Below are 12,656 nucleotides of genomic sequence, written 5' to 3' on the forward strand. Positions count from 1 at the left end.
GCCGGAGTCCACCCCCGACTTCGAGCTGCGACACGACCGGGGCGGGCGCTTGAGAACCATCCGACCAAGGGAGAGGCAACTTTGGAGCCACCGATCTCCGCCACGCTGCGCGATCAGACCCTCGACCTGCTCTCCAGAGGTGCGGCCACGTCCCGCGCCGACCTCGTCGAGGCCTTGCAGGTCGCTCCGTCAACCGTTACCGCCGTGGTGCGCCGGCTGTTGGAGGAGGGTGTTCTCGCCGAGGAGGGCATGGGCCGCTCCACCGGTGGTCGACCCCCCCGGATCCTGCGCCTGCGAGAGACCAAGGGAGTTCTGGGTGTCGCGGAACTCGGCGGCAGGCACGCCAGGGTGGGCTTGTGTACGCCCGGCGGCGAACTGCGCACCACCGAGGAGGTGGAGATCGACATCGCCGTCGGGCCCGAGGAGGTCTTCGCCGTCGTGGGAGCCACCTTCACCCGCCTCCTGGCGTCGACCACCCCTGGTCAGGCGCTGCTCGGGGTCGGCGTCGCCCTCCCGGGCCCGGTGGGGTTCCCGAAAGGGCGGTTGGTAGGCCCGGCCCGGATGCCCGGCTGGAGCGGCGTCGACGCCGGCGCCCACCTCACCGACCACTTGCAGGTACCGGTGATCGTCGAGAACGACGCCAAGGCGGCGGCGATGGGTGAGTACGTCACCCGGCGTCAGGAAGTCGGCGACATGATCTACGTCAAGGCCGGCACCGGCATCGGTGCCTGCCTGGTCAGCGGCGGACAGATCCACCGTGGCGGGCGCGGACTCAGCGGCGACGTCACCCACGTACGGGTAGCCGACAGCGGCGAGCGGCACTGCTCCTGCGGCAGCCAGGGCTGCCTGGAGACCGTCGCCAGCGGTGCCGCCCTGGCCCGCCAGCTGGCGGAGCAAGGTTCCTCGGCGGCCACCATCCGGGAGATCATCACGGCGGCCGGCGACGCCGACCCGACCGTGGTGACCATGGTGCGCCACGCCGGTGGACTGTTGGGCGTGGCGCTCTCCGGTCTGGTCAACTTCCTCAACCCCGACGCCGTCGTCATCGGCGGTGCGCTGTCCAGCCTCGACGTCTACGTGGCGGCGACCCGCAGCATGCTCTACGAACGCTGCCTACCGTCCATGACCCAGTCCCTGACCATCGAAGCCAGCGACGCGGGCTCAGACGCGGCCCTCATCGGCCTCGGGCACCTGCTGCGCAAGACAGTCGACGTACGACCCACCTGAGGAGCCAACACCTGTGCCTCGTCCCCTCCGTGTCGCCATCGGCGGCATCCACATCGAATCCAGTACATTCTCCCCGCACCTGAGCACCGCCGACGACTTCGAGGTGACCCGGGAGGCGGCGCTGCTGTCGCGGTACGGCTGGCTCTCGCCGCCGCAGCCGTGGGCCGCCGACGTCGAGTGGATCCCACTCGTGCACGCCCGGGCCCTGCCCGGCGGCGTGGTGGACGCCGCAGCGTACGAGGAATGGGCAGCGGAGATCGTGGAGAAGCTCGCCGCGGCCGGGCCCGTGGACGGCATGCTGCTGGACATCCACGGTGCCATGAGCGTGGTTGGCCGTACCGACGCGGAGGGCGACCTGGTCACCGCCATCCGGTCGGTGATCGGGCCCGAGCCGTATTTGTCGGCGGCGATGGATCTGCACGGCAACGTCTCATCGGTGCTCTTCGCCGCCTGCGACCTGCTCACCTGCTACCGCACCGCCCCGCACGTCGACGTGTGGGAGACCCGGGAGCGGGCCGCGCGCAACCTCGTCGCGGCGCTGCGCCGCCAGCAGCGTCCGCACAAGGCGCTGGTCCACGTGCCGATCCTGCTGCCCGGTGAGATGACCAGCACCCGAGAGGAACCGGCCCGGGGGCTATACGCGCGGATCCCCGAGATCGAGGCCCGGGACGGCGTGATCGACGCGGCGATCTGGGTCGGGTTCGCCTGGGCCGACCAGGCACGCTGTCAGGGCGCGGTCGTCGTCACCGGCACCGACGCCACCGGCACCGCCGAGGCAGCCCGCGAGCTCGGCGAACACTTCTGGGCGGCCCGGGACGAGTTCACCTTCGTCGCTCCCACCGGCTCGTTGGACGAGTGTCTCGACACCGCCCTGGCCGCCGTCGCCGATCCGGCGAAGCGGCCGTTTCTCATCAGCGACTCCGGGGACAACCCGGGTGCCGGCGGCGCCGACGATGTCACCTTCGCTCTCGACCGGATGCTGGCCCGCCCCGAGATCCGGGACGGCTCGTGTCGTGCCGTCTTCGCCTCGCTGGTCGATCCGCAGGCGGTGGCGCTGGTCGCCGACGAACCGGTCGGCTCACCGGTCCGGGTGGTGGTCGGCGGGCGGATCGACTCCCGGCCGCCGGGCCCGCTGGAACTCGACGGGATCCTGGAGGCGGTCGCTGACGACCCCGACGGTGGGCGCTGCGTCAGCGTACGGGTCGGCGGGCTCAGCGTCTTCGTCACGTCCCGCCGGATGCAGTACCGGCTGTTGGCGTCGTACGCCCGGCTGGGGGTCCGCGTCGACGAGGTGGACGTGGTCGTGGTGAAGATCGGCTATCTGGAGCCGGAACTCTTCTCCGCCGCCGGTGACTGGCTGCTCGCCCTGACCCCGGGCGGCGTCGATCAGGACCTCGCGCGACTGCCGTACCAGAACGTGGAGCGGCCCATGTTTCCCCTGGACCGTGACTTCGACACGGACCTCGCCGTGGTGCTCGGGTGAGCGGCGTGACGCAGCCCGAGGGCCACTGTGTCCTCGCCGTCGATGTCGGCGGGACGACCATCAAGGCGTCCGTGGTCGGCGAGGACGGCCGCTTCCTGAGCTCACTGACCGCGCCGTCGCAGGCGGACGACGACCCCGTCCTGGCGATCCGGTCCCTGTGCCGCCACCTGCGCGAGCACGCGCTCTCCCTCGGCAGTGAACCCGCCGCGATCGGCGTGGTGACGCCCGGCCTCGTGGACGAGCGGGACGGAGTGGTGCGGTACGCGGCCAACCTCCGCCTCCGTGATGTGCCACTGCGCGACCTCATCAGCGGCGACCTCGGACTGCCCGTGGCGATCGGGCACGACGCCCGGGCAGCCGGCGTCGCGGAGGCCACGGCGGGTGTGGCCGTCGGGTTGGACAACTTCCTGCTGCTGCCCCTGGGTACCGGCATCGCCGCGGCGGTGGTGGTCGACGGCGTCCCGCTGGCCGGCGCGACCCGCGCGTCCGGTGAGGTCGGCCATATGCCGGTCTACCCGGGCGGGGAGCCGTGCAGTTGCGGGCAGCGGGGATGCCTGGAGGTGTACGCCTCGGCCGGCGGGATGGCCCGCCGCTATGCCCGGCGCGTCGGCGGGTCGGGGTGGGACAGCCAAGCCATTGCCGACGCGGTGGATACCGATCCGGACGCCCGCGTCGTCTGGGACGACGCGACCCGGGCGTTGGGGATCGCCCTGGCAACCCTCACCCTGGCTCTCGACCCGGCCCGGGTCGTGTTGGGAGGTGGGCTGGCCGAGGCGGGCGCGTCCTTCCTCGACCCGGTGCGCGAGGCGATGCGCGACGCCCTCGCCTGGCGGACCCCGCCCCCGGTGCTGCGCTCCGCCTTCGGTGCCCAGGCGGCACAGGTCGGCGCCGCCGTCCTGGCGCGGCGGAAGGCCGGGCTGTCCGTCCCCGACGGCTGGGGCGCACCCGATCTCGTACCGCCTGCCGTGAGAGAACTGCCTCACTAGCCGCGAGGCACGCTGTCTGGACACCCACGAGCTCCGGCAGGTCGGATAGCCAGGTATGTAAATTGAGGGATTATGTCACGTTTTGGAGGGGATAAGTCATGTTAGCGCCTTTGTGAGGCTAACTTTGGGTTTAGCTCGGGATGGTTGCTACCGCCTTCCGGTAGCCGAGGAACACCACCCGGTCTGCCCTCGGGGCGGCGAAGTTCCTCGCCGTTCACGGGGAAGGACACCGAGATCGCGATGAACCATCAGGACCGTACCCGGGGGTACGAACCGGCCCGCCCCGACGAGGGCTGGCCGGGGTCACGGTGGCGGTGGTGGGCTGCGGGGCTGGCCGCGGTGACCGGCCTGGCTCTCACCACCATGGGTGTCGCCGTCCCGGCCGCGGACGCGGTCGGACGCCCGCTCACCTCCGCCGACGAACGCCGTCGCGGGGGAGAGTCCGGCAAGGGTGAGCCCGGCACGGGCAGGGGGAAGAAGGAGTCGAAGCCGAAGGGCATTCCGATCCCCTGTGACGCGGACAAACTCATCGCCGCGATCACCCTGGCCAACGCCCGCGGCGGCGCCGTGCTCGAACTCGCCAAGAAGTGCACCTATCTCCTCGCCGCCAACATCGACGATGGTGCCGGCCTACCCGCCATCACCGCCCCCATCACCTTCAACGGCGGTAGACACACCACCATTGAGCGCGCCGCCGACGTCGAGCAGTTCCGCATCATCACCGTCGACACCGGCGGCCACCTCACCCTCAACCACCTGAAAATCACCGGTGGACAGACCGACGGCGACGGCGGAGGAATCCTGGTCAACACCGGAGGGGCGTTGACCACCAACCACAGCACCGTCACCCGCAACATCGCTGGCAGCGACGGCAGCGGAAGTAGCGGCGGTATCGCCAACAACGGCACCACCACCGTCAAACACTCCACCGTCAGCCGTAACACTGCGGCAACCGCCGCCGGAGGCATCGGAAACACCGGTCAACTCGCCATCAAGAATTCCTCTGTCACCACAAACATGGCCAACGCCCTCGTGGGCGGGCTCGGTGGTGGTGTCGGTAGTTTCCCCGGCGGCACCACGGTCGTGACGGGCAGCACTATCAGCGGTAACCGAGCCGGCGAGGCTGGTGGAGGTGCCGGCGGCTTCAACGCGAACGTCACCATCACCAACACCGCCATCACCGGTAACAGAGCCAGCAACGGCGGCGCGGTCTTCGCGGAGGGGGGCATGCTGGCCCTACGCCACGTCACGGCCATCAACAACACCGGCACCTTCCAGGGGGGCGGCCTCACCCTCCGAGGCTTCAACGCTGCGACCGTGGCCACCGTCGAGGACAGCACAATCGCGCACAACGTCGGTACTCTGAACGGTGGAGGAATCGTCAATTCCGCGAGCGTATTCGCCTCCACACTCAACGTGCGGAACACCCACATCACGGCTAATCAGGCACCACTTGGTGGCGGAATCTTCAACGTCGGCGTCGACGCCACGGTCACGCTCACCAACACGAAGGTCATCAAGAACATCGCCACCAGCAACGGCGGAGGCATCGTCAACTCGGGAACGGTTAACCTGAACACGGCCACGGGTACCGTCGTGGTCAAGAATCGGCCAAACAACTGCATCAACGTGCCCGGTTGCGTCGGATAGCGGCTTGATTGCGTTGGGCTTGGAGGGCCCGTTTCTGCCGGCATGTGGTGGGAACGGGCCCGCCGGCATCGCGTGCTGCCAGCCACGTGCGGATCACCATGGGAGATCGTGCGACGTCTGTTGGACGCCGCCGGCGGTGAGGCTGGCCGTGGTGCTGTCGGCTTCGCGGTTATTGTCATGATCGGCACCCAGAGCAGATGCAGTCGGCTGGATCGGCGTGTGGACTACTGGGGAAGTGGGTTCGCCACGTGTGCGCCCTTGCTCTGCCGGCCGTCGATCAACCCTTCTGTCTTGAGGAGGAGCACGGTGGCGCGGATGACGGTGTTGCCGACCTCGTAGTGCTCGCAGAGGGCGGCGAAGAAGGGTAGTTTGTCGCCCGGCTGCAACTGGCCGGAACTGATCTGTTCCCGGAAACGCTGGCGACCTTCAGGCTTCAGCGCGGGCGCGGATGACATCAAACTGAATACACACTACATGGACGGATACAACGAATCGCAGAAGCATGCGGTCATGACCCACGAGTTCGGGCACTCCCTGAAGCTCGGCCACGGGCCGGAGATTGCAGTGATGGACTCATGCCCGGCGTGCTACAACCCGAACATGAGCAACAACCTGCAGTCGTGGGACATCAACTCGTATCACAGCGTATGGGGGTCCTGAGCATGAACCACCGCCTTGTTCGACCGCTGGTCGTAGGTGCCGCCGCCGTTACGGTGGCCGCTGGCGGGTGGTTGGCCTACGACTCGCTGCGCGGGGGTGAGACACATTCGGTGCACTCGTCCTACGCGTTTGACGTGAAGGATGAGACGAAGGTGGCGGGGTTCGCCGACTACGTCGTCGTCGCGACGGTGGACCGTATCGCCGAGGTGCAGGAACGCGACGGCACGCCCTACACCGTCTACAACGTCACCGTGGACCAGACCCTCAAGGGTGAGCCAGTCAAGACGCTGCGGGTGGTCCAGCTGGGTGGAACCCTCGGCAAGGACACCTGGCGGGTCGACGGTGAGCCCCTGCTGCGGCCCGGCACGACCTACGTGCTGGCCGCGAAGACGGAGCAGGGGCGCGGAACGCATCAGCTGGTGGGCGGGGCGGACGTCCCGATCGTCGACCGGGCCGCGGTCCGTGCTGGGGGGTCGGGCCCGGTGGCCGAGTGGGAGACCAACGTCGACCGCCAGCGGTGGCCCGAGGAACTCCCCAAGAGTTCCTGACCGCCGCCCTTCGACCGGACACCTTGTGGCCTGTCGCCCTGGCCTGGGGCGACAGGCCACAAGCCGTCCTGGCGAGGGCCTCGAACCCGGCCTCCTCGAAGGGCTGCCGATGGGGCGGTTGGTGACTTTCCTCGGGTCAGGGGCGCGGCTCCTGCTGACTCTTGACCGCTCCAACCGAGCAGCCGAGTGCCTCTGCTGCCCGGCACCTCCGCAACGCGTCGGCGGACCCAGGTGACCGCCATCGGCTGATGACCCGGTTGGCGATCGCGCGGCGTACGTAGCGCTCGGGATCGCCGTCGCGCAACCGGTTCCACCGCGGATAGGTCTGCTCCAGGACTGTCTGTAGGACAGCTTCGGCGTGCGATGGGCCGCCACACATCAAGATGGCGAACCGGAGGAGGCGCCGGCCACTGCCGCGTACGAAGTACTCGAAAGTCCGGAAGCTCGACGGCGGCTCCATGTCCTGATAACGCCGCAGCTATACCAAAGGTTGAGTCGCGCCTCGGTACTGGTCGCACAGAATGCCCGCCCTGATCCCGAAAAGGCGCATCCCGCCGGGCTCAACCCGGACTGGAATCACCGGTCTGCCGCATGACGGGGGTGTCGACGAGGGAGGGCTCCCCCCGGCCCTGCGTTCCCTCGTCGACATCCCCGCGCCCCCCGTTGCGACTCATTTGAGTCAGCCGCCCTACGATCGGGCTGTCACGCCAGTTGAAGGGCGGCTGTCCCCCACCCTAGACTGTCACCAGCACCGCTTGTCAACCACTGTGAGAGCTTCTTTCTCGAAACTCTCACGACAGTCATAATTCCTGGGGGTTCTGATGACCGCGAACGAGCCGCCTCAGGGGCAGGACGACACCGGACTGGCTACCGACGCGGAGTGGAACCTGGCCTCCAAGATCAATAGGCTGTTCGACGTTGTCAGGCGTCCCGATGGCAAGCCCTACACCAACGACGAGGTCGCTGCGGAGATCTGCCGCAGGGGCGGCGAGGGTCTGAAAATTTCCGGCTCCTACCTGTGGTACCTGCGCAACAACGAGCGTGACAACCCCACGAAGAAGCATCTTGAGGCGCTCGCCAGCTTCTTCGACGTCCCGCCGGCCTACTTCTTTGACGACGAGAAATCTCGGGCCATCGCCAGCGAGTTGGAGCTACTGCTCAAGATCAAGAACAGTGGTCTCGAACGCATCGCCACCCGGCTCAGCGGGCTATCCCCCCGTGGCGTCGAAGCCATCACCCAGGTCATTGAGTCGGTTCGGATGGCAGAGGGATTAGAGCCGAACCCGCCCCAGAGCCGCGACGTCTAGCTAGGACCACTACCGCCACAGTAGGGTTCGTGACCGTGCTCGACCCACGACTGTTGTCCAGCCACCCCGCGCCGACCAGGACGCGGCCCACAGCAACAAAGATCTTGTGGATACGCGAAGGCCTGGACGTTTGTTCAGGGCCTTAGGGCCGGCTGTAGGGCAGGCAAGAAGCTGGATTCCACGTGTAGGAATCGGTGAGACACGCTCTGCTGTTGCGGGTCGGTCATGAAGCCACGTCCTCGTCTGAATCCGTGGCGTTCGGGACCATCGGTGGCAGTCGCCAGTTTCCCGGGGTGGGGAGGGGTTGGCTGGGTCCGTAGGGCCCCGCCTCCATGGCCGTCGCGGCCTGCCGTGTCAGCTGAGACGCCGGCGCCTCGAAGGATGGCCTTCTACTCCGCCCAGTCCAGCCGTGACGGACTCGTCGACTGTGCCGATCGCGGGGTGGAGGTGGCCGTGGCCGCCACCAGGCGTTGGTGCGGGGGTGGGCGGAGGTGCGGTGGTTGTGGCTGGGTGTGCTGTTGGGCAAGCCGGCCGTGCTCAGGCATGAGGTGGGTCGCCGGTCATCCCAAGCTTAAGTTTTGCTCAAGAAATCCCTCCCGAGTGTCGGCCGTAGAGTGTCGCTGGCATTCACTCTGACCTGTAGTTACAGGCGTGAATGTCACGAGATAGTTTTCTTTACCAAATAAATCCGAAGCTGCGAGCGGAAGTCATCTCGCGTATGGTCACCTGCATGCAAGAGGTGCCCAATGGTCGAGCGAACCTCAACCTCCTGTGACGCCATGTCACCCTCGCCGAATAGCTCCCAGTGTCCAGTTGCCGACCGCACGCTAGAGCCCGTATTCGCTAGCCGCAGACTGTGCTACAGATACTTGACGCTTCTTGGCAATCCGTTCAATTTGCAGGCGAACCGTAACCACGTCAACTGGTGGTCATGTTGGCGTTTCGTAGGCCAGTCTGCACCAACAAGCGCGCCACCAGCACATGCGACGCAGAGCCGACTGCGGCTCGAGTGCTAGTTCCAAGAAACCGGATGCGGATGTATCACGGCCACCGCCACCTACTTTTACTCGCGTCGACCCCGCACGGTAACAACCCTTGACCCGACAGGGGTTGTTGCATATTGATCCCGAAGGAGGGCCAACGGGTCAGCAAGGTTGCACCCCACCCTGATGCCCAGCGTCTATCCCTCAATCGAGGGGTAAGGGCCCATACCGAAGAAGGTGTGTGACATGAGACTGAAGAGAATGCTCATCACGGTGTCGGTCGGCACCGCCGCCGCGGTGCTGATGGCGGCCTCTCCCGCACAGGCGGCAACGGTCACCGATCTCAACTCACTAATCGAAAGTCACTCGAGCACCTACGTGCCGCTCGGCTTCCTTCCCGTCCATACCTTGAGCATCCGTGCGCAAGAAAGCGCGGCAGTTCCTGTGGGAACACCTAAGGTGGTCACGGGCACGCCGTACTACCTGGGATGCGCAACGCTAGCCAACCACACCTCGATAACCCAGACCATGAAGAGTAACTCGTTCAGGAGAGACTACACAAACACCGTGTCGACCACCGTCACCACTGGCGTATCGACGACGAACAAGGTGTCGGGCAGCTTTAAACTATCTGAGGTGGCAAACATCGGTATTGAGCAATCAGTAACAATTTCCTACCAAAACGCGAATACGCAAACCAGCGCGGTACGGGAAACCCATACGGCGCCGTCACAGGCTGTCACCGTGCCCGCCGGACAAACTCGCTACGTCGTTGCATCGCTAACGCCCACCACCTACTCCGGTACCCTGGCACTCAACACCAGCCTTAGTGGGCCGTTCGTGGGTGAGCCCCGGATCAGCCGGGACCAGGTACAGTTCTTGGATCTCTACAACTACTTTGTCACGACCACAGGAAAGGGAGCGACCCTCCCCACCGGGTTTTCGCTGAACTCCTCGACCAGGACCCTGGACTTCAAGGGAACCGGGACCTACACCATGGTGGCCGGGGTGAACTTCACTGCGCGGGTGATGGAGAAGCTGCCAAGTGGGATGTCACCAGGGGCGTGCGTCGCATGACCCTGTGCTTACCCAATCGCACCACGTGACGGGTAAGAAGTTGGAGACGGTAACCAACTCATTCTGAGTCGACCACAACCGGCAGAATCGAGCGGATGGCCCGGCGCTAGCCGGGCCATCCCTGACGGTAGGCCGCCTAGTAGCTCCTCGGCCACCGCATCGAGGGCACCCCGGAGGGCCGCCGGCACCCTCGTGCGGCGACTTTCAGCCCGCGCCGAGGCTGCGATGCGGCCCGGCGGGACTGCGAGTGCGCGCCGGTGCCGAGCGTGCCAGGGGAAGAAATGCCCTGGCAACCAGCTCGAGGTATCGAACATCCCTGGTCAGACTGGCATCGCCCGTAGCTTTCTCGGGCAGATTCGTCGGTGGGCTGCCAGCTTTGTCGCTCTGCCAATGGGCCAGGGCGGTGACCAGTGTGACCGCATCGACGTATGCCTGCGCGTGGTCCCCGGTCAGGCCCCGGTGGCGCGCGTCGGCCGCCGCCTCGGCGACCGCCTCCTGGTCGGCGAGCGGCTCCAGGAGTAGCTGGGCGTCGCGAATCTCGATGACTCGGCGGTAGAGGCGAATCTCGACGTTCCAGGGCCGGGAAACACCGACCGGGGAGAGCACGACTTCGGGAATCGCCGTGGACAACTGGCGCCACAACGGCTCAAGTCGACGGTACGCCCGGTATTGGCGTTGCCACCGCCACGGCAGCATCACGCGGGGCCCCCAGACCGGCAGGGTGGTGCCACCAGCAACCAGCACTCCGCCGCTGGCCGCCAGGGTCGTTGCGATGGCTGACTCGTCACCCGGCACGGTCCAGCCAGCCCACGGCGCGATGATCAGGCTCAGCTTGTAGCTGGTGTGGAAGGCGAAGATCACGCCGCCGGCGGCGACCATCCGCAGCCCGGTCTTCAACGTCGAGGTGACGTGCCGGGAGTACCGGATCGACAGATGGATGAGGTCCACGACCGCCACGGCCAGGAAACTGGGGTACAGCAGTTGGTAGATCACGATCGGGGTGTAGGTCGCGTACCGCTTGACGAAATTGATTTCGTTCTCGGTGTCCGCTGTCAACAACAGCGTCGTCATGATCACCGCGATGCCGACCAGCACAATCAGCCGGGCTCGGACGCGTGGTCGGGCACGCTCTGCCGGATGCACCAGGTGCAGCATCATGATCTGCATCGCCCCAGCGGCGGCCAACGTCAGGAGGTTGCCGAGCAGGCGTCCGATGTTGGGTACGGTCAGCAACTCGCTGATGATGATCCTGTGTGGCGGCGCCATGACCAGGGACGCCAAGCCGAAGGCAAGCAGCCCCAGGCACAACGCCCTGACGCTGGGTGAATCCGGCTGCCGCCGTACGGCTCGGATCTTCCACAGCCCTGCCGTGATCGAGGCGACTCCAGCGATGATCATGATGGCTCGTTGTACCGCCATGATCACTCCTCGAACGTGGACCGCAGGCGGTCAAGCTCCGGGGCTAACCCAGGGGTCGATGATGAGGGTCTGTGGGGTCGGCCGCCCGCTGCCCTTTTGGCGATGAGCGTGGCGATTAGTTCGGCCTCCTGTTCTTCGATGTCGGAGTAGGAGGTCCTGCCCAGAACCTTGCTGATCAGCGCCGGGTTCAGGTTGGGAAGGAGGCGGACCAGGTCATCGCCGACACTCGCGGTTCCCTTGTGGTCGCATAGCATATGCCCCACTTCGTGCAAAATGATGTGTTCGCTATGTAATGGCGTAGCTCTTGAGTAGGCGATGACATCGTGGTCGGGGAAGCCAAGCCACAATCCGCACATTCCTCTCGGAATATGGTCGAAAGGCCAAAGTTCGATGCGACGCCCACGCCACTCGGCGAACTGGTCGAGGAAGACGCTGAGGGCGAACGGACGAGGGATCCCCACCTCGCGCACGAGGCGCTGCACCTGCTCCTCGCAGTATTGTTCAAGGTCTCGGTTCGGCACGGGACGAAGCCCCCAGATTCTGTCGCACATCAATCTCGACTGGGTAGCGAGCAAACAATGAGCATGATGGCCGACGCAGCGGATCGCCAACCCACACAACGGTTCCGGGACAGCGGTCCAGTGTAAACGCGCCCGGTGCTGGCAGCGATACTGGCCTTGACCAGCGGGCGCCCTCGGGATCCTCGGCGCTGGCCTGCTCGGCCCGCCCGGTCATGGGACCGGCGTCGCCACCTGGGCTGAGGCCCAACGCGCCGGTCGGCAACGCGCTGTGGAGGCGATGGGATGGAGGGATATTTAGACTCCGTCCCGTGGTGACCCAGGCGCGTTCGCGGGAGGTTCGTTCGGTTCTCGGTGTGGTCGTCGGGTGGGCGACCGGGCGTGCGGAGGTGCGCGGGGTGGTGGTGGTCGGCTCGTAGGCGCGCGGGGCCGCCCGGATGGACTCCGACGTCGACATCGTGGTTCTGACGGACCAGGCCCGCTATTCCGCGGTGGAAGTGTGGACCGGTCTGCTCGGCGGCGAGGTGGTCCGACTGGCCGAGTGGGGCCCGCTCCGGGAGGTCCGCGTACGACGTCCGTCGGGGTTGGTGGTGGAGGTCGGCGTCGCGCCGGTGAGCTGGGCAGACACCGACCCGGTCGACGCGGGCACCCGCCGGATCGTCGGGGACGGGCACCGCATTGTGCACGATCCGGCCGGTGTGTTGGCCCGGCTGTCGGTCGCGTGCGGGAGCTGAGCGGCGGCGACGACAGCGGCGGTCCGCTCTTCGCCGGTACCACCGCGCTCGGCGTGACCTCGGG

The 12,656-nt window shown here is 66.6% G+C and carries 11 protein-coding genes and 1 pseudogene; 8 read left to right on the forward strand and 4 right to left on the reverse strand.

Annotated elements, in window-relative coordinates:
• Positions 1 to 81: 81 nt before the first annotated feature.
• From SALPAC3_RS0115825 to SALPAC3_RS0115840, 4 genes are all read left to right on the forward strand, one after another.
• The gene (locus SALPAC3_RS0115825) at positions 82 to 1,227 is read left to right on the forward strand and encodes an ROK family protein (RefSeq protein WP_018222184.1); all 1,146 of its coding nucleotides are present in this window, start codon (positions 82 to 84) and stop codon (positions 1,225 to 1,227) included.
• 13 nt (positions 1,228 to 1,240) lie between these two features.
• Complete coding sequence (locus SALPAC3_RS0115830; RefSeq protein WP_018222185.1) at positions 1,241 to 2,710, forward strand: M81 family metallopeptidase; 1,470 nt, start codon at positions 1,241 to 1,243, stop codon at positions 2,708 to 2,710.
• Positions 2,707 to 3,696 (forward strand): ROK family protein, encoded by a 990-nt coding sequence (locus tag SALPAC3_RS0115835; RefSeq protein WP_018222186.1) that lies wholly within the window; start codon positions 2,707 to 2,709, stop codon positions 3,694 to 3,696. Before SALPAC3_RS0115830 ends, SALPAC3_RS0115835 begins: the two co-directional genes overlap by 4 nt.
• Before the next feature lie 240 nt (positions 3,697 to 3,936).
• Positions 3,937 to 5,346, forward strand: coding sequence for a hypothetical protein (locus SALPAC3_RS0115840; RefSeq protein WP_018222187.1), 1,410 nt, complete (start codon positions 3,937 to 3,939; stop codon positions 5,344 to 5,346).
• Positions 5,347 to 5,570: 224 nt separating this feature from the next.
• Here SALPAC3_RS0115840 and SALPAC3_RS0115845 read toward each other — a convergent pair whose 3' ends face one another.
• Positions 5,571 to 5,801, reverse strand: a complete 231-nt coding sequence (locus tag SALPAC3_RS0115845; RefSeq protein WP_018222188.1) for a GntR family transcriptional regulator — start codon at positions 5,799 to 5,801, stop codon at positions 5,571 to 5,573.
• A gap of 207 nt (positions 5,802 to 6,008) precedes the next feature.
• On the opposite strand from SALPAC3_RS0115845, the gene SALPAC3_RS0115855 reads away from it, so the two are divergent.
• Complete coding sequence (locus SALPAC3_RS0115855; RefSeq protein ID WP_232430513.1) at positions 6,009 to 6,554, forward strand: hypothetical protein; 546 nt, start codon at positions 6,009 to 6,011, stop codon at positions 6,552 to 6,554.
• A gap of 200 nt (positions 6,555 to 6,754) precedes the next feature.
• Here the strand turns inward: SALPAC3_RS0115855 and SALPAC3_RS25870 are convergent.
• Positions 6,755 to 7,014 (reverse strand): annotated as a pseudogene (locus SALPAC3_RS25870) (SigE family RNA polymerase sigma factor); the annotation flags it as partial.
• 361 nt (positions 7,015 to 7,375) lie between these two features.
• Here SALPAC3_RS25870 and SALPAC3_RS0115865 point away from each other — a divergent pair.
• Entirely contained in the window at positions 7,376 to 7,861 is a 486-nt protein-coding gene (locus SALPAC3_RS0115865; protein ID WP_018222191.1) for a helix-turn-helix domain-containing protein, read from the forward strand.
• 1,229 nt (positions 7,862 to 9,090) lie between these two features.
• Entirely contained in the window at positions 9,091 to 9,921 is an 831-nt protein-coding gene (locus SALPAC3_RS27285; protein WP_026185626.1) for an epsilon-toxin family protein, read from the forward strand.
• Between the two features lie 204 nt (positions 9,922 to 10,125).
• Here the strand turns inward: SALPAC3_RS27285 and SALPAC3_RS0115875 are convergent, their stop codons facing one another.
• Positions 10,126 to 11,346, reverse strand: coding sequence for an MAB_1171c family putative transporter (locus tag SALPAC3_RS0115875; protein WP_018222194.1), 1,221 nt, complete (start codon positions 11,344 to 11,346; stop codon positions 10,126 to 10,128).
• Positions 11,343 to 11,822, reverse strand: coding sequence for a hypothetical protein (locus SALPAC3_RS0115880; RefSeq protein ID WP_018222195.1), 480 nt, complete (start codon positions 11,820 to 11,822; stop codon positions 11,343 to 11,345). The genes SALPAC3_RS0115875 and SALPAC3_RS0115880 overlap by 4 nt, the downstream gene beginning before the upstream one ends.
• A 473-nt stretch (positions 11,823 to 12,295) precedes the next feature.
• Between SALPAC3_RS0115880 and SALPAC3_RS25880 the strand changes: the two genes are divergently transcribed.
• On the forward strand, positions 12,296 to 12,592 hold the full coding sequence (locus tag SALPAC3_RS25880; protein ID WP_018222197.1) for a hypothetical protein: 297 nt from the start codon (positions 12,296 to 12,298) through the stop codon (positions 12,590 to 12,592).
• The last annotated feature ends 64 nt before the right edge of the window (positions 12,593 to 12,656 follow it).

This window comes from Salinispora pacifica DSM 45544 (assembly GCF_000378845.1).
In the GTDB taxonomy this organism is placed as follows: Bacteria; Actinomycetota; Actinomycetes; order Mycobacteriales; family Micromonosporaceae; genus Micromonospora; species Micromonospora pacifica.

Excerpts from the sequence above, each read along its gene's own strand:
- SALPAC3_RS0115865 (WP_018222191.1), top strand. The coding sequence starts at position 7,376 with ATGACCGCGAACGAGCCGCCTCAGGGGCAGGACGACACCGGACTGGCT.
- SALPAC3_RS27285 (WP_026185626.1), top strand. The coding sequence starts at position 9,091 with ATGAGACTGAAGAGAATGCTCATCACGGTGTCGGTCGGCACCGCCGCC.
- SALPAC3_RS0115845 (WP_018222188.1), bottom strand. The coding sequence starts at position 5,801 with ATGTCATCCGCGCCCGCGCTGAAGCCTGAAGGTCGCCAGCGTTTCCGG.
- SALPAC3_RS25880 (WP_018222197.1), top strand. The coding sequence starts at position 12,296 with ATGGACTCCGACGTCGACATCGTGGTTCTGACGGACCAGGCCCGCTAT.
- SALPAC3_RS0115840 (WP_018222187.1), top strand. The coding sequence starts at position 3,937 with ATGAACCATCAGGACCGTACCCGGGGGTACGAACCGGCCCGCCCCGAC.
- SALPAC3_RS0115855 (WP_232430513.1), top strand. The coding sequence starts at position 6,009 with ATGAACCACCGCCTTGTTCGACCGCTGGTCGTAGGTGCCGCCGCCGTT.